Raw genomic sequence first — 20,718 nt, forward strand, 5'->3', positions numbered from 1 at the left:
TCACCACGCAAAACGAGGTCTCACTGACCGACGGTGAGAAAGAGGGAGCCGACCAGGAGCGACACGAAGATCTCGTATCCGAGGACGGCGCAGGCGAGTGTCAGGACCGCCTTCTGCCACATGCGCGGTCCGCGGTACGGGAGGAGTGCTCCCTGGTCGTCGGGCTGAGGCGCCGCTTCGGCCGGACTTGGGTCGGTACCCGCGTGGGCGTGCTGCCACTGCCGCAGCGTCCGGACCCTGGCCTCGAACTCGGAGTCCCACAGCACGCGTCCGACGCGCGGAACCGGCAACGGCGTACGGAGACCGTCCGCTTCGACGACGACTGTCCTGCGCCCGCCGCGGTACGGCTCGACGGCGATCCCCCGGATCCGGTCCCAGGGAATCGTCCGGGGCCGCGGCCCGCGTACGGTCAGGTGGTCGGCGGTGAGGACGACACCTCTGCCCAGGCTCAGGAGGCCCGCCCCGAACAGCAGCGCCGTCGCGACGAGTACGCCGAGCACACGGGCGAGAAGCGTGGACAGAGCATGGCCGGGTCCGTCGGCGAACCCCATGATCAGGGCGTCGGCCGCGAGCCAGCCGAGCAGCAGGGCCGTGGGCACCGACCGGCTCGGCGCGGGCCGCATCACCAGCCGCCCGGGCGCCCGGCCGCCGGGGTGTCCCCAGGAACCGGGCTCGCCGTCCGTGTGGCCCCAGGCACCGGACACGCCCTCCGTGTGGCCCCAGGCACCGGACTCGCCGGCGGTGGCAGCGAGGGCGGACACGCCGCCGGCGGCCAGCCACCGGCTCCGGATCGTCGCGACCTTGTCGTCGAACCGGCGGTCGCTGGCGAGGAACGCGGTGCTGGGCATGCGGAGCGGGGTACGGCGGCCGTCCGTCTCATAGAGGACCACCCGCCGTCCACCGAAGACCGGTTCGACCGCGACCTCGGCCACGGCGGTCCACGGGATCGTGCGGCGGCGCAGGTTGTGGACCACGACGGCCTCCCGCGTCAGGGTCACCCCGACATAGCGGCCCAGCACCCACAGTTCGAACAGGACCAGGAACACCATCACCAGGGACAGCACCCGGAGCCCGGACGGCAGGCCGAGGGATCCGGCCCCTTCGTGCCCCCACAGCAACGGGTTCGACAACTGCATCAGCACCGAGGCGCCGAGGACCAGGCTCAGTGGCAGCGACTGCCGCCACGACGCCCGGAAACGGACCCGGTCCGGCGTTCCCGACGATTCCACTCCGCCGTCGCGGGCTTCTCGCTCCACAGTCGTCCCACCCCTGCCATGTGAATCTTGCGGGGCATCATCCCTGGCCGATCATGGTTCACGCAATCATCCGCGCACCGCCGCGACCTGGGCCTTCGGGGAACGGCGGGTCAGCGGGAGCAGCGCGGCCGAGACCAGCGCCGTGAGCAGGCCGAGCAGCACGACCGCCGAGGCCAGGGTGCCGATCATGCCCTTGGCGGCCAGCAGGGCGAGCGGGCAGGCGAACTCACCGAGGAAGAAGGCCGCCGTCCACAGGCCGGCGGTAGAAGACAGTGCCGGTGCGCCATCTCATGGCATCGGCAACTCGCGGTCCGGCTCGGCGGCGTAGGAGGCGAGGCGATCGGCGAGCGCGATGACGAGGTCGCGGAGTTCGTCGGGGCGCTCGATGACGAACGGCCGGTCGAGTGAGGCGAGTACCGGGGGCAACCAGTCGAGCCGCTCCGCCCGCAGCTCGACGCGCCGCCAGCGCTCGGTCGCGCGGTCCTCGCCGGCCGCGGACTCGTGCTCCTCCAGGATCGCGACGGCGGCCGGAAGGCGGGCGCGGATCTGCTCGACCGACCCGTGGATCCGCAGGGTCACCTCATGCCGGTACTCGGCCGTGGCGAACCCTGACAACACGCGCTGGGCCGGACCGGGACCCACTGGCACCTCGAACGAGCCGGTCAGGGTCCGCGCGTCCGCGATGCGATCGAGCCGGAAGGTTCGGTCCTCGCCACTCCGGGCGTCCTTGCCCGTGACGTACCACCGGCCCGCATGGGCGACGATCCCGTACGCGTGCAGCGTGCGTTCGCTGCGCCGTCCGTCTCGGTCGGTGTAGCGGATCGAGACCGGTCGGGAGTGGCGCACCGCGTCGGCCATCGTGAGCAGGACGCCGGCGTCCGGGGTGTCCAACTCGCCGGGCCGATCCGTGAAGGCGAGAGCTTCCAGGAGTGTGTCGAGCCGACGGGCGATGTGCTGGGGCAGCACCCGCCGGATCTTCGCCGACGCCGTCTCGTTTGCCGTGCGGTCCATCGTCGTCAACCCTGCACGGCGGCCCGCGACCAGGCCGAGCAGTACGGCCAGCGCCTCGTCGTCGCTGAGCATGAGCGGAGGCAAGCGGTACCCGGGGGCAAGCCGGTACCCGCCGTAGCGGCCGCGCACCGATTCCACGGGCACGTCCAGATCGATCAGCTGGTCCACGTACCGGCGCACGGTGCGCCCCTCGACGCCGAGCCGTTCGGCGAGTTCGGCCACCGTCCGGGTGCCGCCCGACTGCAGCAGCTCCAGGAGTGTCAGCACGCGGCCGGTCGGTCGGGACATGTCGGCAGCCTAGCCCGAATACAGGACCGATTCTGTCCCCTATTTCTCCTAGCCTTCGACGTGCACGCCTCCAGCACAGCCAAGGAGATTCCCATGGACTTCGTCTCGATCCGCATCATCACCAGCGACGTCGCACGCCTCGTCGACTTCTACGAGCGAGCCACCGGGGCGCGGGCGACGTGGGCCACCGAGGACTTCGCCGAACTCAGGACCGCCGGCGCCACCCTCGCGATCGCCGGCACCCGCACCGTCCCGCTGTTCGCCCCGGGCTCCGCCCGCCCGGCGGACAACCACAGCGTGATCACCGAGTTCCTCGTCGACGACGTGGACCTCGTTCACCAGAACCTGGCCGGCTTCGTCACCGACTTCGTCACCGAGCCCACCACGATGCCCTGGGGCAACCGCTCGCTGCTGTTCCGCGACCCCGACGGCAACCTCGTCAACTTCTTCACTCCCGTGACCCCGGCGGCCATCGAGAAATTCGCACGCTGACGCCACGCACAGCCACCAGGTGCACTGATCGCTGATGAGAGGTCCGGCTATAGCCCTGCCGAGCGCAATACCCGGCATCCCGCGCACGGCAGGTCTGCATGACGTGGGGGCGGCCTGATCGTGCTGCTCCTGTGCGCGCCTCCGCAGCGAACTCGGACTGGCCATCACCGTGGGCGCCGGCTCCTGGTGGTCCTGCGGCGGTGGTCGCATCCTGGCGGGTGACGCCCCCGGCAGGGTGAGCACGGCTCCACCGGCCGCGGCGTTCCCTCATGGTCAGCGTTCACCGCGCGATCCACTGGTGTGGGCGAAGCGGCCCCCGGTGTTATTCAATGAGGTGTGCGGTCAGGGATCTCGGTGCCCCGACGCACGGGTCCGAGCGCAGCCCCGGCGCTGCGCCGGGGATTGCTGAGGGAGCCGCATGGACTCCACACCCTCCCCCTCGTCCTCTTCGCCGTTTCACCAGGTCAGCAGCGCCCTGGGGCGCTACGTCCCGCGCGGCGCAGCGGCAGCGGCGGCCGGTCCTGCGAGCGCCCGGGGTGACCACGCCACCCGCCAACGCGTACCCGACAACCCGGCAGCCGACCGTCAGGATCAGATTCTCGGCGTGATCAGCCTGGACAGGGATCTGAGGATCACCGGCTGCAATCTGGACGCCCCCGTATTCGCGGGTCTGGACGCCGTGACCGGGAGTCCTTTCGCCGATCTCCTGCCCGCCGGGGACGTACCGACGGTCACACGGCGGTTGCGGCAGGTCCTGGAGATCGGTGAGGCGCACGTCGCCCGGATCCAGCGCCTGCGGCGCGGCGACGGGTCGGAGCTGGTGGCCTCGCTCAGCATCCTGCCCGCCGCGGCGCCTCAGGAGGGCTTGACCGTCTCCGTGATCGCCATGGCCAGGAGGCTGCACCTGTACGCCGCCGAGACCGCGATCGGCACCTCGCTGGACATCGGCGAGACCGCGCAGTCGCTGGCGGAGTCCCTGTTGACCTGGGGAGACGTGGCCGCCGTCGACCTCGACTTCGCCGTGTGGACGGGCGAGGGAGTCACCGACCACGCGCAGGGGCGCATCCGGCTACGGCGGGCAGCCCTGGTGCCGGACCGGGCGTGGCCCGAGGGTTACGTGACGCCGGGCGACGATCTTCCGAGCGACGCGAGTCGCCTGCTGGCACAGGCGGTGCGGCGGGCCGATGCCCCTCAGCCCATCGTCATACCCGACCGGAAGACGGTCGAGCGGCTGCTCGGCAGTCCCCGAGTGATCCGTGCCCTGGTGCCCGGTGACCGGTCGGCGAGCGTGGCGTGCGTACCGCTGGTCCTGGACGGTGCGCCACCCGTCGTACTGGGCCTGGCGGAGGTCTGGCGGCGGGCGGACCGCCCCTTCCGCGACAGCGAGTTGTTCGACCTGCAGGAACTGGTGGCCAGGACCTCCCATCACGTCGACCTGGCCCGTCAGCACCAGCGCGAGCACACGCAGGTGCTGGCGTTGCAGCGTCGGCTGCTGCCCCGGACCGGGGGCCACACCCTTGAGATCGCCAGCGTCTACCAGCCCGCCACGCCCGACAGCGCGGGCGTCGGCGGCGACTGGGTGAACAGCTTTCCGCTGCCGGACGGCCGTACCGCGCTGGTAGTCGGTGACGTCGTCGGGCATGGCCTGGGAGCCGCGGCGACCATGGGCCAGCTGAGCATGGAGGCCCGCGCGCTGCTGTCCGCGGGGCTGGCACCCGACGAGGTGCTGGAGCACCTGGACGAGACTGTGACGCTGCTGGACGACGCGGAGTCCGGGCTGGCGGCAGGCTACAGCGCCCTCGGCTCCACCTGCTGCATCGCCCTCTACGACCCGGTCAGCCACCACGTGGCGCTCTCCAGCGCGGGCCACCTCCCTCCGATCCTGGTGCTCCCGAACGGGCACGCGGGCCCGCTCGCGGTCCGCCCTCACCCCGGCCTGGGCGCCGAGTTCGCGCTGCGGGAGCCGTTCGACGTGCACACGTTCGCCGTGCCCCCGGGTTCCCTGCTCGCCCTCTACACCGACGGCCTGGTGGAAGATCCGGCCCTGTCGATCGACGAGGGCATCAGCCGCCTGGCGGACGCCGTTTCCACGGTGCACCCCTGGGATGCCCTGGAGCAGGCCGCACGGCACGTCGTCTCCGCGCTGGCGCCCAAGCGCCGGCGCGACGACGTGACCCTGCTGCTCGCACGCATGATCGGCTACCACAAGGGGGACACCGCGACCTGGCGGCTACCCGCTCGCGACGACGCGCCCGCCCATGCCCGCGCGCGCGTCTCCGCGCTGCTGCGGCAATGGCACACCAGGAGCGACACCCAGGACGACGTGCGGCTGCTGGTCAGCGAACTGGTCACGAACGCGGTGCGCTTTGCCACCGGCCCCATCACGATACGACTGATCAGGGCCGGTGGTGGTCACGGCCTGCTGTGCGAGGTGGGCGACACCGGCAACGGCAGGCCGCGTCTGAGCCGGAGCGGCCTCCTCGACGACGGCGGGCGTGGCCTGCACATCGTGCACCGGCTCACCACCCGGTGGGGGGTGCGGTGGACGGACACCGGCAAGGTGGTCTGGGCGGAAGTCGCACGATGACGCGACTGCGGGGCGCGACCGGGCGTACGCGAGCGCGGCGAGGGCAGGGGCGGCGTGCGCGTCGGCCGGCGCCACCGACGGTGCGGACGGCGCCCACAGCGGTACCGGTCGCGTGACCGGTGATGCGGGCGGCCCGTTACCCGCTAAGTGTGGCGCGGGCTCGCACTACAGCCACTCCCCCTCCAGGGCGGTGGCGGTGAGGCCCGGTGCCGCCGCGTACAGGACGGCGCGACTGCCCGGCTTCTGTCCGGCGTCGTGCGCCCGCCTCAGGATGTCGAACACGGCGGCGCCCCCGCGGTTGCCGCTGGTGTAGCTGTCCCGGCTGTAGTCCAGCAGCCCGGACGGCCATGCGTCGGGCATCGTCTGCTCCATGTACTCCAGCACCCGGGTCCCGCCGGGGTGCGCGAGGAGCACGTCGGGGTGCCAGGAGTCGGGGTCGTCCTGGTAACGGGCGCGCAGCCACTCCCACATCGCGGTGACCGTCTCCTGTACGGCGCGCGGCCCGCGCCGGTCCATCACGAAGTGGGTGCCGTCCGCCCGTGTTTCCAGGCAGTGCAGGTCTTGGGTGTCGGGCACGGTGTGGTGCCAGGCCGCGTCCAGCCGCAGCACCGACTCGCGCCTCGGGCGGCCCGTGACCACCGCGGCGACCGCGGTGTCCGCGAACAGCAGCCGGACGATCAGGGACTCGAGGGTGTCGTCCGCGGGCTGGTAGGTCGTGCTCAGCGCCTCCGCGATCACGACCAGGACCACCCGGTCGGGGTCCGCGGCCACGAGGTCGGCCGCCAGGGCGAGGGAGCGGGTCCCCGCGACGCAGGCCCACTGCGTGGCCGGCAGCAGCTTCACGTCGTTGCGGAGCGCGAGCTTGTTGGCCAGGGCGATGTCCAGCCCGGGCAGCGCCGGGGTGGTGGAGTGACTGGTGATCAGGCAGTCGATGTCCGCGGCGTCCAGCCCGGCGATCTGCAGCGCCCCGCGCGCCGCACGCTCTCCGTAGGACTGCACGGCCTCCCAGGCCGGCGCGGTGCGCTCCTGGGCGGTCTGCGGCGCGGGTATCGCCTCGAGGGCGGCGATCACCCGGTCCACGTCCTGCTGGGTGAACCCGTCGCGTGCCAGCGCCTCTTGGGCGGTTCCGATGCCGACAGCCTGCAGGCAGCTGCCGTCGCCGGGCGCGACGGCGGTCTCCAGCGGCAGCATCCACCCGCGGGTCTCGATGCCCGTACTGGCCGCGATGCCGTCGATCCGCGGCGCCCACGCCGCATGCGGGTGCCGGTCGCGCACCTCCGCCACGATCTGGCTGGTCTCCACGGCGTGCTCGCCGTGTATCACGGCAGGAGGGCAGAGGTAAGCGGCCATGATGGGCACCTTTCCAGGGGAGCGAGGAGGAACGTCATGAGGGCTGCGTCATGGGCCGCTCTGGAACTTCGCGCCCATGCCGACGGGCTCCACTTCGGGAGTCGCTGTCCACGTCGAGCATGGACACGAAAGGGACATTTCCGCTGTGACTAAGGCAACTCGGGCGGCCATTGAGGGCGTGATACGGCGCACACCGCCGAAACAGAGGGGCCCTCAGAACGGTCCCGCAGGCCCTACCTGACTTACCGTCAACCGGTGGGCTTGTCGGGTACGGGCGCGCACCGCCGGCGGGCTGGTGTCGGCGCCCGCCGTGATGGTCCCGCGGAAGCGGCCCTGCCGGAGGTCACCCGGCCGATGACGCGACACGGCATCGAACGACTCCCGGTGGCCGACGAAAAATACCGGCTCATCGACATCGTCAGCCGCCGCTCCCTGCTCCAGGTCTTCCCGCACTCCGCCGAGGAGATCTGACAGGCCGCGCGACGTGAGGTGTTCGCCGACACCCTCCGGGCTCGACCTCCACGACGAAACTCGCGAAGTACCGGCCCGACGGATCCTTGATCACGGTCACCGACGACGGAGCCGACGGCAGCGGACGCGACCAGCGCACCCGCACATCACCGATCTTCGCGAGGTTCAACCGGCCGTTGTTCCACAGCCGGACCCCGTTCCGGTTGTTCCACAGCCGGAACCCGATCCTGGAGAAACGGACGGCCTGCCGGCCGTCCTTCTTCGACTTGAACACCAAAAGCCCCATACGGCGCCACCGCCGCTTCCTCAACACCGCCGATGTTCGCGTCCTCGTCGCCAGTGCCCGGGTTGGCGACGCCATCGCCACCGTTGAACTCCTGGCCACAGTCCACGTGCCGCACGTCGTTGACGACAGACGGGTGCGTGGTTGTGGTCCCTGTTGGCGCCGGCGAGCCCGCTGCCGATCAAACGAATGCCGTATGCGGCGCAGGTGGAGGTTCCTGTGGCGGGGAGCCCCGCCGGTGTTTCAGCCACCGGCCTCCCCTGCGCTATTCGGTGAGCCACTAACCGGTAGAAGAGGCGCTGATACTGACGGAAGGGCCGACGGAAGGGCTGACGGAAGGACTGGCGGAGGAACCGGCTGAGGGCCTCGCCGAAGGGGTTGCCGTCTGCGAGGGCGAGCTGGGGCGGCGGCTGCTGGAGCCTCGGGGAGTCGGCTTCGCCTTCACCGGTGGCGGTGTACTCGTGGTGGCGGGAGGCCGAGAGACCGGTGCCGTGGTGCGGGTCGCCGTCGGCAGAGGACGCCGGATCCCGTCACCGTCTCGGTCCCGGACGCCCTTGCGGGCCGGGTGCGTGGCCACGCGCTCCGGTGAAGCCTCTGAATCGGGAACGCGGACCCCGGGCTCTTCGGGGGCCGGCTGTTCCGGGATCGAGGCTGCGCGTGGGACCGTCGACTGGGGAAACACCGATGCGGTGGCCAGGCCTCCGAGGAGGGTGAAGGCGGCTGCGGCAAGAGACCGGACGGCATACTTCTTCAGCCGCGCCGGACGGTCGTACCGGTCAGCCGACAGGTCCTGCGAGACAGTCGGTGACCCGGGAAGGGGCCACCCGGAGGAGCTCGGTCCCCGACCCGAGCGGACCTCGGGCATCGCGGCCTCGACGGTCGGAGCACCGCCTCTCCGATCGCTCAGCTCTGCCACGCCGGGGTCGTATGCCCCACACTCCGGACAGGTAACGGCGCCGTTGAGCGTGCGGCTGCACGGGATGCAGTAGTCCATGGAGCGACCGTCCTCAGTCCTTGAGTTGACGGGAGCAAAGGCGCACCCACCCCGGGCAGCAGTCAGCGGCGGGAAGACGCCGCTTGGTTCGTTTCGGACCGATCTTTGACATGTACAAACCTCACTTACCGGCCTACAGGTGGTTCAACCGGTTACTGGGTCCAACGGGGCGCATCGAATGAGCGCTCAGCCGCAGGCCGAGAAGTGGGATATGTAACTCTCCCGGAAGGGACGTTGATGACCGGGATGGCGCGGCAGCCTCGGCGTACGAGCCGAACGGTTGCGGCTCAATCCAGGCCGAGGGCCGCTCACTTCCCACGGATCGACGCCCCCCGGGCGCAATTTCTTCGCTCCTGCGACGCCCTGGGGCAAGGTGGTCATGCTGAGAGGAGTCCGATGGGCAGCAGCAACCGCACTGCGACCACACCGCCTACTTCCAATTCACCCTGGTCTACCGCAGGACAGGGCGGTTGGCGGCCGCGTACTCGTCCGCGATGTTGAACACGCTGGCACAGTATGGGCATTCGCCCTTGCCGAAGAGGTGGGCGATTCCGTCGGCGAGTGCCTCGTGTCCGTCGCGGACTGCAGTCTCGTACATCCAACGGCCGGTGCCAGAGAGCTCCTCAAAGGACGCCGGCCGCAGGCCGCGACGGTCCACGTCGCCCAGGTTCCAGTCCCGGATCGCTGAATAGCGCCCGTAGTCCCCGATGGCGATCGTCACTTCCACGGCGCAGTGGGGGCAGGCCAAGTGGTAGAAGTCGTCCGTGAAGTCCCCCAGGACGGCACTCCAGTGGTACTCCTCCTTGGCTGCAAGCAGATCGAGAAAGGCCGCGAAGTAGTCGACCGGCCGCGATTGCAGGCCAAACACCCCAATCATCTGAGGCGGCTCCCGCGAACACCTCGCCGGCTATCGACCCGAGCATGACTGCACTGAAGAAGAACAGACCGCGCCTTGTAAGCTCGCTCCGAGCCCGGTCCGGCGTCCGTCGTCGGCTGGTGTGACGGCTGGACAGAGACGCTGACGACCGCCCCTGTCCGGCGTCGTTGATGTCAGCGTGGAATGTCACCGGATCAACTGCGGCACCGGGCAGATCTCCAGGGGGGCACCCGGCCGATCCACCCAATTCCACCAGACGTGCCGACTGGCGCACCTCCACAGCGATCGGCAGGCCCGCCGGCCATCGTCCTCTCGCCCACAGAGCACGAGGCCGCCAGACTTCACGAGCTGGCCGCCTCGGGACATGCCGGGGTGTCACTGGTCATGCATCGCACATTAACTCGAGCCACCACCCCAGGAACGTCACAAACGTGACCGACCAAGCGCTGTCTCCACCTCGTGCAGCCGAACTCTGACCTGGCGATTGTGCTCGACGTGGTCGATCACCTCACCGCGGATGCGTGCCCCCAGAACGGGCAGTCCCATCCCTTCGGGCATGGCAATAATCTCGGCCAGCCCCACGGCTCCCGGAAGCCCGTCGATCCGGATGAATACGCCGAAGGGCTGACGTCCGATCACCTCTCCTTCGGCAGCAGCCCCAACGGGAAGTGCGGCGATCGTCGCCGCCCACACTTCATCCGGCGACAGCCCCGACACGTCGGGGTGACGCGGCGGCCAGGTGTATTCCTCCATGGGCTGATCATGACCTGTTGAGAAACTAGCGACTACTGCTTTGCCAGGGCGGACGTGTCCACTACGGAGGACACCCAGGTCAGTCCGGCTGTAACGGCAGTCCAAGCGAAGCCGCATCTCGACCGCGGCAAGCCGTCGTTGACCGTGGTTGACCGCACGATGCGGCACAGCTGTGGCACGGGGACAGCTGTGCCACCAGAACTCAGTCAGGGGCTGTGGGTATGTCAGTCACCATGATCGCCCTTTCCTTCCGCGCCTCCCCAACGTGATCGGGCATGAGCGGAGCACGGCTCAGTGAGAAGGCGCTCTGCCACCAACGATGCGGCGGGTCTATGTACGACCCGGTTTCGGGACGTTCCAAGATCTTTAGATCGAGTGCGTGCACGATGCCGCGGAGCTCCCGAGAGCTCTTCTTGGGGAGGGCACAGATCGCCACTTCCAGCAGATCTCGCTCATCCGCGGGCTCTGGGCAACAGTCGGTGACTCCGCACCGGTCGCTAAACGGTGAAGGCAGCTGGTTGCTCGGCGCTCGCGCGATGGCAGTCCACCGAGAGAGCGCCTGCTCGACCAGGCCGGGTTGGAGTCGTGTCCGTTCCAACCGAATGATGTGTGCTTGAGCCGGACCGGAGAGCCGGCCAATCTTCGAATAGTGGATATGCGCGGCATAGCGCCTGCTGTCGGCCCGGAGGCCGGAGGGGCGCCTACGCGGCATGGCCCTTTCGGCTGTGAGTCATGGGCCGCAGTCTGACATACGGCCGGGTCGCTCCGAAGGTCGGCGGAGCCTCAACGGTCGAGTCAGGCTGACGGGGTGCCGCCCTCGGCTGAGGATGGCGCCCTGCGGTAGAGGGCAACTTTGAGGTCTGACCTCATCTCTATCAGGTCAATCACAGGGGCTTGCCACATCGGCCAACCGCCCGTGCACCTCAGCCGATCATCCTTTGGGTCCGACCTCAACCGCCGTTATCTGCCATCGGACGGCCCAGGGACGGCCGCGGAAGGTCAGGCCGCCCAGATCCACGGAGGTCAAGCTCGTCTACGAGCGAGTAGCCAGGCGGCTCCAAGATCGCGATGTCGTGGCCGACGCGTACGGTTCGGCCATGAGCGTGCCAGAACTGATACCCATTCGGTGGGAGCCTCACCACCGCACTTCCACGATCGGCCGTTGGGACCGAGGCCAGTTCTTCGCGCACGTATCCGGAGTATTCGAGGGGCGAGCGGACTGCGACGCTAGCCGTGTTGTGCGGCGTTGGTACGCAATCCTTCACGAGTTCGACAAAGCCGGTCGTCACGTTGACTCAACGATCGAGGCCACCGGAACTGTCCCAGATGGGCCGGAGAAGGCACCGGTGGTGGCCGCAGCTCAACATCTGCTGGACGAGTGGTTGGACGCATTGGCCGGGCGAGAGTTCGGAGACATCAAGATCGCGCCGTTCGCCGAGCACTTCGAGGGCAGACTCTTCGGTCTCGTCCTTGAGTGCCACGGAGAGTACGCCGACGGCGAGGTATGCCAGGACTGGGCCGAGTTCTACCCTAACCGCCTCGGATTTAGCGCTCCCTGGGACGGTTCGTACGACACCTGATCCGAACTCCGGCGCGATGGCGCTGCATGGCGGGAACGAGGTCGGTGGAGTCTCAATGGGGGAGTAAAGCTCGTAAGCGGTCTTGGAAACCGTCGTGGCGCGAATCACCGTGGGTTCAAATCTCACACCCACCTCAGGTGAACGGCCTCTGAGCAAGGGACACGGTCGGCGGCTGTTCTCACGCCGTTCCCTGCGGCTGACCGATGTTCCCCGTGGTTACCCGCTCGTTAGGGCAAACGTGGAGGGCATGCCCCCCACGCCGTACTCTGCGCCCATGCGCTATCTCATTGAGACGTTCGCTGTCGATGCACTGCGGCGCGGTCAAGGGATTGAGCAGTTCCTCGGAGCGGTGCAGGGGGCAGAGACACCGGCCATTCGCTGGGTCGGCATCGAGTCGACCAAGCGCGGGTACGAGGTGACGCTGCACGTCGTAGAGGACGTGGGCAGTGAGACCTTCTGTGATCTCCTGGAGTTCCCGCCGCTAGACCCCGATGACGAGTTTGGCCAGACGCTGGCTGTTGCCGACGATGCGGCAGGCGCGATGGCTGAGGCTGAACGGCATACTGGAGCGGTCCGTCATCGCTGGGTGAACGCAGGCATGGCCGGAGACGAGTACCTTGATTTCCTCCGAGCGGGGCGCCCTGCAACGTGAGGTCGGCGGAGTCTCAATGGCCGAGTCAAGGGTGTCTGCGGGGTCGCTGGTGCTGTCAGGCGTCGGTGTCGGCGGCTTCCTCGAGCAGGTCCATGGCGTGGTTGTGGAAGCGACGTTCGGTGTCCCGGCATGGGGCGTTGAAGAAGGCTCGCTGAGCTTCGGCGAGATCACAGTTCAGCAGGTTCATGGTCACGAGCACTGCTTCCACTCCGTGACACCCGTTGTCCTTGAGGAACTGCTGGAGTGCGTCTGCGTCACGATGTGCGCGACGATTTCGGCAGCGACATCCTGGCCGGGCAGTATCACGTGCTGAGTGCTGGCGGCTTGAAGCGCGGTGGCGACGGCCGCGTCGGGGTTGCGGACGCTGCGTCCCTTGAGCCAGACAGTGAGATGGGCTTGGCTGTGACGAAGTATGGCTGCCGGGGTCTGCCATAGAGGCTGGTGTCCCCTGACCGATGGCGATATCGAGATGTCGCGAGGTCGGTGCCGGTGCATACTTCCTCACCGTGGAAACCATGACAGGCGAGCTGCGGCGTCTTCGATCCGGACCTGGAGCCGAGGATGACGACCAGCCCTGGCCGTTTCTCGTGCGCTGCCGGTTCACCGCCGAGGATCCGGCCCAGGTCATAGCCAATGCGCGTGCGGTACTCACGTGCGTGGTCGCGCGGATGGCTGAGTGGCCGGCGGATGAGCTTTGGCCGCAGCTGCTGCCGAACTGGTTCATCCAGCGGTGCGCACCCGAGACTCCGGAACCGGAGCACGGCGAGCCTTTCGACCTCGAGGCGTGGCTGCGTCAATGGCGGGCCATGACGCCACAGGAGAGAGCGGCCGTCGATCAGGGACCGTGGACGCTCTCGGGTTGGCTGTACTACTTCGACCCGACCGAGGAAGGAATGGGAGACGACCGCAGCTGGTGGTGGTGGCACGCAGGAATCGACGAGTCGGGCGGCTGGGTGCAGGTGGCCACCACGGGCTGGCCCTTCGGTAGTGGTTCGCTGTCCTGGCTGATTGAGGCCAGCGGGGGTACGGATCTTGTCTCCGGGCCATGACCCACGACTCGCCATGATCGCGAACTACGGCTGGAATACTCGAGAACGCATTTCGGATCCGTGTCCTGGCGGCCCTCGAAGTTGCTGTGGGGCACCGCCTCAACGGCGTCCACTCGCACGGAGATCGGGAAGAGCCTGAACTGCGACTTGCTCACTGTGGCCGGAGCGGGCGAGCATTCGGGGGTGAGACCCGAGGTTCAGCGTTTTGTTGCAGACGGACCTCTTCCTGACTGGGATGGCAGTGAAGAGGAGATCGACAGGCGGTGCCGGCAGCTGGAGGAGATCCCCCGGCCTGTCACGACCGATGAGGCGGCAGCGTTGGCTGCCTGCTTTGGCCCGGACGACTGCTACGGCGTCGCCTGGACTCTTCTCCATCTCATTGAGACAGGGCCCAGACCCGTACCTGCCGTTTCCCAACCCGGTCCAGATGCTTTGGACAACGACTGGCGACACGTTCTCTGGGCGCGGTGGGGCAACGACGATCAGTCGGCCTGACGGCCTGCGCCACCGAGCTTGTGGCACGGGTGTGGCACGACCGTAATCACGGCAAGGGCCAGCCTGGGAGGAAACCTTTCCCGAGCTGGCCCTTCATGCTGTGCCCCGGCAGGATTCGAACCTGCGACACCCGCTTTAGGAGTTCGGCCTGACCGCCTGTCTACCCGTGCTGCGCGAGGTGGCCGTGGCCGTTCAGACCGCGCCGCGCCGCCGCTGTGCCGTTGCCAGTGCCAGTGCCCCCACAAGCGCGGCATCCCATGGCGTCGCCCGTGTTCCCCTCGTCAGGGCAATCTCGCAAGTTGGCACTCTTGGGATCTGAGTGCATGGGGAACGCTGCGGGGTGGGGACCACGACGCATCGGTGTCTCTGCCATGGATAGCCGCCAGGCGACTAACCGCTAGAAGTTCAAGGAGTATTGGTGCTTGACGAGCTGAGTGGTGAGCCCGAGCGGGGCCTTGAGCCGTCTCAATGTCCGCTGTGTGAGGGACCGCTCGTCAGGGCGGAGGGGGTTGCCGCGGGTATGCACCCACTATTCATAAAGGTCCGTCTGGCGGGCAAACGGCTGGCGCGTCAGCGCGGGACCAGGGCTTTGGTGTGTGACCGGTGCAGCCATGTTCTGCTGTTTCTGCAGCCTCCCCGGTCCGCAGAAGGAGAGAATGCCGGGACGTGAAAGCACCCGGAGGACGAACGGGAGTGCGACCCGAGTCTGGGACGAGCATTGGCACCGCACCGGGGGTCCCCGCTGTTCCCCGCTCGGTCCGGAGCGTTTGTGCGCTACCTGTCTTCGGTGCGTGAAGGGGAGTCGCGTGTGACTCAGCAGCAGCCCCCAATGCGAGGAGCGAATCGGCGCCAAAGCTCAGCGTGGTGTCCGGGACCGAGTTCCCAGAAAGATCGCACTGAGTGCCGCAGCCATGCCGCCGAGTAGGCCTGCTGCTTGAGATGTGGCACCGCGATCCACGAAGTCCTTGGCGATCCACAGGCATCCAGCGAATCCGCTGGCGCCGACTACCACACCGGCGATGCGGAAACGGATGTTGATCATGTCGAGACGTCGTCGGTGCTCAGCGTCGAGCCGCCGCTGGTACTGATCCTCGACCTCCAGGGCGAACCGCTTCTCAACGAGTGAGAGGGCACGTTCCGCGGCCCCGCCGCCGAGCATTGCCTCGTACTTCTCAATGTCCGAAGCGGAAGGTAGTTCCCAGGACGCAGCGGCGGGTGGCCGCGGTTCTGCGGCGCCCTCACTGGCCTGCGGGGTCGATGGATCGGGGCTCGTGCTCGTCATGTCGCGCCCCCCGCATTCCCGGCTCCGTCTCGAGCGGCGGGCTCCCTCGGCAGTTGCAGGCCGAGCTCCGCATGGGCATGCATCAGCGCCTCTGCGACGTAGCGTCGACTGCGCTCCTGCGAGGGCTCAGGCACGGACCTGTCAGGGTCGGTCTGCCCCCTGGCCCCGGACTCACTCAGCGCACTGCCGGGAGCAAAGAGGGCGGGAAACGCCAGAACCTGCGCGAATCCCTGGACGAAGGCCCGGGCGGGAGATACAGGTCGCGGATTGATCGGACGTGTCGTCGGCAATACAGCACTTTCCATGTCGGCCGCCCGCTCATCGGCCGCTGCGCGCCGCACCGCGCGTACCCCCCTGGCGACCAGCGCGGCCCACACCAGAACCACGCACCCCGCCCACCAGTGGCCGAGCACGGCCAAGAGAGCCGATACAGCTGCGGTGCACAGCGGGACCGCTGTGTGCCGCAGCAGAGCACGCACCCGGTAGCCGGACGCGGCATGTGCCGCGTCCGCCCGCGCCCCGCTGCCGTCGTCGTGTGCCCATCTCTGACGCAGCGTGTCCCAGGGCACGGCCGCGTCCCCGCCGACCGTTCCAAAGCCACGCGCGCGCCGCCACAACGACAGGTTCTTCCAGCCGCGGGGGAACCGCCGGGGCGGTGCCGCCGGGCTGCCGGGACCGCGGCTGACGCGCCATCCCTGCAGCTCGGCGTCCCAGGGCGCCGCACCCCCGCTCATGCCCGACTCCTCGGCGGAAGGTCGCCGTGTCCCACCGCAACACCGTGTACGGGCGCGGAGGACCGCTCGACGAGGACGCCATCACCGCGCAGCTGCAAGGCTCGCGCATCGAGTTCGGAGGTGTCCCAGTCACGTTCGAGGAGCGCGATACGCACCGCGTTCACAACGCGCTCCCGGATGGTCCCGATGTACCGGCCGGCGTCCAACTCCTGGAACATCGAGGCCTGGCGCTCGGTCGCGAGTTCCCGGACAGAGACCGCGGGTCCCTGGATCGGCCGCCTTCCTCCTCCGTTCACAGCCACCCGCAGGAACCAGGCGACCGTCCTCCCGACGTCGACCAGAGCGGAACCGGCTATGGCCGGTGTCCTCGCCAGCGCCCGGCCGGTCCTACCCGCCAGGACGGCAGGCTCGGGGAGGCGAGCGGCCCGGTCCGCGTCGCGAAATTCGGACCGAACCGGGTTGAGCACACAGGAAACGACCTCCAGCGTGACCATTCCACCCTGCGTGTGCGCCCGGACGAACACGGTCGTGACGACCTCCTCTCGCCAGGCGCCGACCCGAACCCGCAGGAAGTGGCGGCGCGCCTCGCCGCTCTCCTCCACGGCCGCGCGCCGATGCTCCTCGAAGGCGCCGGGGCTGTGCGGTACCTGATCGCGGCTGCGCAGCCCCTCCAGCGGAAGGAACACACACTCGTCGATCTCCACCTGACGCAGCCGGTCCAGACGCACTCCCGCAGCCTTGGACGAACCGTGCTCAGCCGGATAGCGCAGGGCCGCCAGTTGGGATTTGATGTGATCGAGTAGCCAGGCATTGCCGACCGGCTCTTCGGGATCGAGCTGCGCCGCCGAGCGGGCGCCCGAGGCGGGGCGCAACTCCACCGTGAGTGTCCACGCTTCCCGCAGAACGCCCATTCCCCGGAACGGGTCAGCCATGTCGTACAGGATCAAAGGCGAGTGCTGCTCTCGCCCTATGCGCTCGCGAATCCACTGCAGACGGGCGGAGACGACGTGTTCCGCTGGATCGCGCGCCAGGTCGGCAAACGATTCCGGAGCGAGGTCCCGGCGCAGCACCTGGTCGAGGTGCCACTGCCGCAGCGCGACACAGTAGGCCGTCAGCACCAGGCACCCCACAGCGATCCAGCCGTGCATGGCATTCCAGGGCAGGACGGGCGATTCGTCGCCGTACCTGTCCGGGCTGTAGGAGGTCTGCGCCGGGCCGAAGCACGCCACATACAGAACGAGCCAGAGCCCGGCGCCGAAGGTGACTCTGCCGGTCCAGCGCAGCACCGAGCCCCGACTTCTGCGGCTGCGGGCGGCGAGCATGGCACACCCCGGGAGCAGTGCCAGGACCAGCATGTCAGTGAGGAAGAACCCGACCAGCCACACGACCAGCACCAGTGCGGCCCAGGCCAGACCGATACGCCACGCGCGCAGGGCGTGGGCCAAGACCCGCGCGGCGTCGAAGCCGAGCGAGGGGGCGATCACTCGTTGGTCGTGTGCGTACAACTCGTCGAGTACCGCATCGCGGTAGGCGTCGTCGGCATAGACGCCCACGCACAACAGCCGGGTCGCCTCGCTCGAGTGTGGTGGCACGGGCTGGGTCAAAGTGCCTCTTCCTGCAAACAACTGTCCCGCCCATGCGAGTTGACATGCACGATCCGTTGAAGTGCGACCAAGAGGGTAGCGGCCAACGCACCGGAAAGTGTCCCTAATGGCCGAGAAAAGCCAAAGCCGTCCCTTCTCGTGCGCAGCGGTGAATCCGCACTGCGATCCGCACGACGCTCGCCGCGGACCTCGTAGACGGTGCGCCCAACACCGTCTGGCCGGCGTGTGAGCGTGTACGGCGAGATCCTCGGTCTGGGCCACAATGTGGCCAACGCCGCCGAGTTCCTCGACCGAGCCGGCCTGAAGATCGACCCTGCCGAGGTCGCGAGGGCGCCGTGGATCAACTGGCGCAGCGTAGGACCGGAACGCAGGGGTTCAGCGACAAGTGGCCGGCGCTCTCCCAGGCGAGGAGCCAACACGCTTCAAACTGCGGTGGTGTCCTTTGGGGCTCCATGCAGGGGTGTTCACCTGGGTTCATGGGTCCCTTGATGGGGACGGAATCGCCCACCGCGCCGTTGTCGACGCGTCCCCGGACCGAACCGCAAGCCGCGCTATAGCGCAGCTCGATGTGCATCCCGCGCAGCCAGGTCTCGCGCGCGGTTGTGGCGTCCCACTGGCAGTCCCTGGACTGGGGGTCGCGGCGCAGGCAGGTGTCCTCGTGGCAGCCAGGGCGGGGGTTCTGTGGCGACGGCCCGGACTTTCGGGCGAGGTTCGCGGCGCTGGACGCGGACGAACCGCCGTCCGGCTGCGGCGCATGCGATGCGGCGGCCACACTGTGGGCCAATGCCGGTGTCGATGGCGACCAGTTGATCAGCCGGCCGATGAGCGCACCGGTGCCGATCAGTTCGGCCCGGCGGGCGTGGGCGCTCCGGCCCCCTTCTCTCCGCTCTCAGGAAGGAGACAGCCGCCATCGGCCGGAGGGTCCGGAGGGGCGATCTGGTGGGCTCTCCGGTGGTGTCAACTCGCCCTCCGCACCCACCTGGACAGGGGCCGGGCGCTTGGGTCCGCGGCCGGATCGGGGGCGGGATTCAGGCCGGGATCCGGACCCAGATCCCCGCCCGGGTCCATCGCCTCGGTAGCTCTTTCCAGCAGGTCGAACATGGACTCCGTAGGTGCCCCCCATGGCAGCGGCGAACTCCCCTACGGCGACCGTCGTCGGCAGTTGCTTGCCGTTGAGGAAGCGTTCCCACGACGAGCGGCTGTCGTGCGTCTGGGCCGCAAGCCGCCCGTAGCCGAGCCCCGTTCTCTCCTTCAGTCGCCGCATCTCGCTCGCGAGCAGCTCTCTGCCCGACGGCTCGTCGCCGCCGACCCCCTGACTACCGTTCACTTGGTGTCCCCCTTGGACACATGGCTCACGCACGGCCAGTGGATCGGGGAGATTCCTCCTCAGCCCTGGGCGGGCCCGGATGCCCGGACCCGCCCAGCCCGGCCGTTCAGGGCATCAGCGGGTCATCCCCACAGCAGGAGTTCGTTCGGGTCGGTGTTGCAGTCGTAGAGGCGGGCGTAGTAGCCGGGGGCCGATCCGCCCCAGAAGTTCAGGCAGTTGTGCCAGGCGCTCTTGGGCTGGATGGTGACCCACCTGCCGTCGTCGTAGACGAAGTTGAACAGTCTGTCGTCGGTGGTGCCGCAGGCGTAGAGACGGATGTAGTTGCCCTTGCGGTCGCCGCCCTCCCAGTTGTTGAGGCAAAGGCTCGGGTTCTTGGCGCTCTGGACCTGGAAATAGTGAGAGCCGACGTCCAGGAGGTTCCACCGCTGGGAGGCGATCTCCCGGCAGTCCTGCTGCGCCACGTACGCGCCGCTGACGGCGTTCCCCTCCACGACCTCCATGCACTCGCCGTCGGCGGCGATGATGGGGACGTCGTACCGGTTGGCGGCCTGGGCGGGAGCGGCGCCGATCGCGAGGGCGAGGGCGGGTGCCGCGAGAAGGGCGGCGATCCGGGCTGTCGTGCGCTGGATGCTCAAGGTGATTCCCTCTTGGATGTACGGCTTGGACTTATGGATGTCTCTGGTTTCGTGCGCGGTGTCAGTGATGGACGTCGACCACCACACGGTTGGGGCTGGTCAGCGTGAAGACCCGGTAGCTGCGGTAGTCGTCCAGGGCCAGACCGAAGCCGTACTCCCCCTCGTAGCCGCCCGTGAGCGCGTAGCCCTTGAGGGAGGGGTGGTTCACGGTCTGCGGCGAAGGTCCGCCGAAGGTCCACGTGCCGTCGGTCGCGGTGTTGTTGACCCCGGTGAACCGGAGGGCCAGATAGTGCTTGGCCGTGAGGGCGATCGGGTGGCCCTCGTCCCCGCTCTCGTACCAGAGGCCGGTGTCGTTCGTCGTCGCGGTCCAGGTCGGCAGCGAGGACCCGCCCAGGTCGACGACGAGCCGGTCGAAGTCGGTGTGGCCGCCGGTGCGGACGTCCAGGAAGCAGGCGCTCGCGCACACCGGTGAGGTCGTCGCGGCGGAGGCCGGCGCCGGCGTCCCGAGAAGGAGCGTGCCGGCGAGGACCGCGAGTGCGGCCGGAATCCGGCCGTACGTGAGGCGTCCGCTGAGGCGCATCGCGTGGTGGTCCCTTCATCGGGCGGGGTGGGCAGGAGAGGGAAGCGACGTGCCGTGCTCCGGCAGGGCTTCGAGAGCCGCTTCGAGCACTGCTTCACATCGGACGGCCGAAGTGACCATAAGGCGGTCGCCCGGCCGTCCCCCTACTCCTGCCGTCCCGACCCTGTCTCGCCACCGTCCCAGAAACGTCCCACGTGGGGCGGGACAAGTCTGGGACGGTGGCGAGACAGGGTCGGGACGGCCAGGAAGCCGGGAAGCCCCCGCAACTGCTCTAGTGTTCGAGACCGCGGCCCCCTGCTGCCGGTCAACAGGGCTGCCCGCGCGTGGCGTTGGCGACGCGGCGCACCCGCGTGCGCGACGCCGCACCGGACGCGTCCAGTGCAGGACGCGCGCTCCCTCTCATTGCTGATCCCCTTCA

Annotated in this window: 19 protein-coding genes; 6 read left to right on the top strand and 13 right to left on the bottom strand. The window is 68.7% G+C overall.

Going from position 1 to position 20,718, the window contains the following annotated elements; genetic code table 11:
* Positions 1-20: 20 nt before the first annotated feature.
* The 3 genes from IO36_RS45725 to IO36_RS03750 form a co-directional block, all read right to left on the bottom strand.
* Positions 21-1,256, bottom strand: coding sequence for a hypothetical protein (locus tag IO36_RS45725; RefSeq protein ID WP_158997186.1), 1,236 nt, complete (start codon positions 1,254-1,256; stop codon positions 21-23).
* A 66-nt stretch (positions 1,257-1,322) separates the two neighbouring features.
* On the bottom strand, positions 1,323-1,445 hold the full coding sequence (locus tag IO36_RS48870; protein WP_280923713.1) for a hypothetical protein: 123 nt from the start codon (positions 1,443-1,445) through the stop codon (positions 1,323-1,325).
* 99 nt (positions 1,446-1,544) lie between these two features.
* Complete coding sequence (locus IO36_RS03750; RefSeq protein WP_037615982.1) at positions 1,545-2,555, bottom strand: helix-turn-helix transcriptional regulator; 1,011 nt, start codon at positions 2,553-2,555, stop codon at positions 1,545-1,547.
* 93 nt (positions 2,556-2,648) lie between these two features.
* On the opposite strand from IO36_RS03750, the gene IO36_RS03755 reads away from it, so the two are divergent.
* Both IO36_RS03755 and IO36_RS03760 read left to right on the top strand, forming a co-directional pair.
* Entirely contained in the window at positions 2,649-3,047 is a 399-nt protein-coding gene (locus IO36_RS03755; RefSeq protein ID WP_037615984.1) for a VOC family protein, read from the top strand.
* Positions 3,048-3,465: 418 nt separating this feature from the next.
* Positions 3,466-5,634 (top strand): ATP-binding SpoIIE family protein phosphatase, encoded by a 2,169-nt coding sequence (locus IO36_RS03760; RefSeq protein ID WP_037615987.1) that lies wholly within the window; start codon positions 3,466-3,468, stop codon positions 5,632-5,634.
* A 165-nt stretch (positions 5,635-5,799) separates the two neighbouring features.
* On the opposite strand, the gene IO36_RS03765 is transcribed toward IO36_RS03760, so the two are convergent.
* On the bottom strand, positions 5,800-6,984 hold the full coding sequence (locus IO36_RS03765) for a beta-ketoacyl-[acyl-carrier-protein] synthase family protein (RefSeq protein WP_051899954.1): 1,185 nt from the start codon (positions 6,982-6,984) through the stop codon (positions 5,800-5,802).
* A gap of 255 nt (positions 6,985-7,239) precedes the next feature.
* Here IO36_RS03765 and IO36_RS46650 point away from each other — a divergent pair, with 255 nt between their 5' ends.
* Positions 7,240-7,455, top strand: coding sequence for a CBS domain-containing protein (locus IO36_RS46650; protein ID WP_158997188.1), 216 nt, complete (start codon positions 7,240-7,242; stop codon positions 7,453-7,455).
* Positions 7,456-9,183: 1,728 nt separating this feature from the next.
* On the opposite strand, the gene IO36_RS03775 is transcribed toward IO36_RS46650, so the two are convergent.
* Together IO36_RS03775 and IO36_RS47630 are read right to left on the bottom strand one after the other, a co-directional pair.
* A complete protein-coding gene (locus IO36_RS03775; RefSeq protein WP_037615991.1) occupies positions 9,184-9,609 on the bottom strand; it encodes a hypothetical protein in 426 nt (141 codons plus the stop codon).
* Positions 9,610-10,032: 423 nt separating this feature from the next.
* Positions 10,033-10,362, bottom strand: a complete 330-nt coding sequence (locus tag IO36_RS47630) for a hypothetical protein (RefSeq protein ID WP_051899956.1) — start codon at positions 10,360-10,362, stop codon at positions 10,033-10,035.
* 1,097 nt (positions 10,363-11,459) lie between these two features.
* On the opposite strand from IO36_RS47630, the gene IO36_RS43675 reads away from it, so the two are divergent.
* Complete coding sequence (locus tag IO36_RS43675; protein WP_037616194.1) at positions 11,460-11,942, top strand: hypothetical protein; 483 nt, start codon at positions 11,460-11,462, stop codon at positions 11,940-11,942.
* A gap of 274 nt (positions 11,943-12,216) precedes the next feature.
* The gene (locus tag IO36_RS42880; RefSeq protein ID WP_051899959.1) at positions 12,217-12,594 is read left to right on the top strand and encodes a hypothetical protein; all 378 of its coding nucleotides are present in this window, start codon (positions 12,217-12,219) and stop codon (positions 12,592-12,594) included.
* A 55-nt stretch (positions 12,595-12,649) separates the two neighbouring features.
* Here IO36_RS42880 and IO36_RS46655 read toward each other — a convergent pair whose 3' ends face one another.
* The gene (locus IO36_RS46655; RefSeq protein WP_158997190.1) at positions 12,650-12,787 is read right to left on the bottom strand and encodes a hypothetical protein; all 138 of its coding nucleotides are present in this window, start codon (positions 12,785-12,787) and stop codon (positions 12,650-12,652) included.
* Positions 12,788-13,109: 322 nt separating this feature from the next.
* Between IO36_RS46655 and IO36_RS03795 the strand changes: the two genes are divergently transcribed.
* Entirely contained in the window at positions 13,110-13,643 is a 534-nt protein-coding gene (locus IO36_RS03795; protein WP_245173109.1) for a hypothetical protein, read from the top strand.
* Between the two features lie 1,351 nt (positions 13,644-14,994).
* Here the strand turns inward: IO36_RS03795 and IO36_RS46660 are convergent.
* From IO36_RS46660 to IO36_RS03810, 6 genes are all read right to left on the bottom strand, one after another.
* Positions 14,995-15,420: a hypothetical protein gene (locus IO36_RS46660; RefSeq protein WP_158997192.1), complete on the bottom strand. Its 426-nt coding sequence runs from the start codon at positions 15,418-15,420 to the stop codon at positions 14,995-14,997.
* 730 nt (positions 15,421-16,150) lie between these two features.
* Positions 16,151-17,707 (bottom strand): hypothetical protein, encoded by a 1,557-nt coding sequence (locus tag IO36_RS03800; RefSeq protein ID WP_158997194.1) that lies wholly within the window; start codon positions 17,705-17,707, stop codon positions 16,151-16,153.
* A 391-nt stretch (positions 17,708-18,098) separates the two neighbouring features.
* Complete coding sequence (locus IO36_RS49280) at positions 18,099-18,530, bottom strand: DUF2690 domain-containing protein (protein WP_158997196.1); 432 nt, start codon at positions 18,528-18,530, stop codon at positions 18,099-18,101.
* 117 nt (positions 18,531-18,647) lie between these two features.
* Positions 18,648-19,022, bottom strand: coding sequence for a helix-turn-helix domain-containing protein (locus tag IO36_RS49110; RefSeq protein WP_342455104.1), 375 nt, complete (start codon positions 19,020-19,022; stop codon positions 18,648-18,650).
* A gap of 185 nt (positions 19,023-19,207) precedes the next feature.
* A complete protein-coding gene (locus IO36_RS03805; protein ID WP_037615994.1) occupies positions 19,208-19,720 on the bottom strand; it encodes an RICIN domain-containing protein in 513 nt (170 codons plus the stop codon).
* Positions 19,721-19,781: 61 nt separating this feature from the next.
* Positions 19,782-20,300 (bottom strand): AMIN-like domain-containing (lipo)protein, encoded by a 519-nt coding sequence (locus IO36_RS03810; RefSeq protein ID WP_037615996.1) that lies wholly within the window; start codon positions 20,298-20,300, stop codon positions 19,782-19,784.
* Between the last annotated feature and the right edge of the window lie 418 nt (positions 20,301-20,718).

This window comes from Streptomyces aureus, from assembly GCF_000725495.1.
In the GTDB taxonomy this organism is placed as follows: domain Bacteria; phylum Actinomycetota; class Actinomycetes; order Streptomycetales; family Streptomycetaceae; genus Streptomyces; species Streptomyces aureus_B.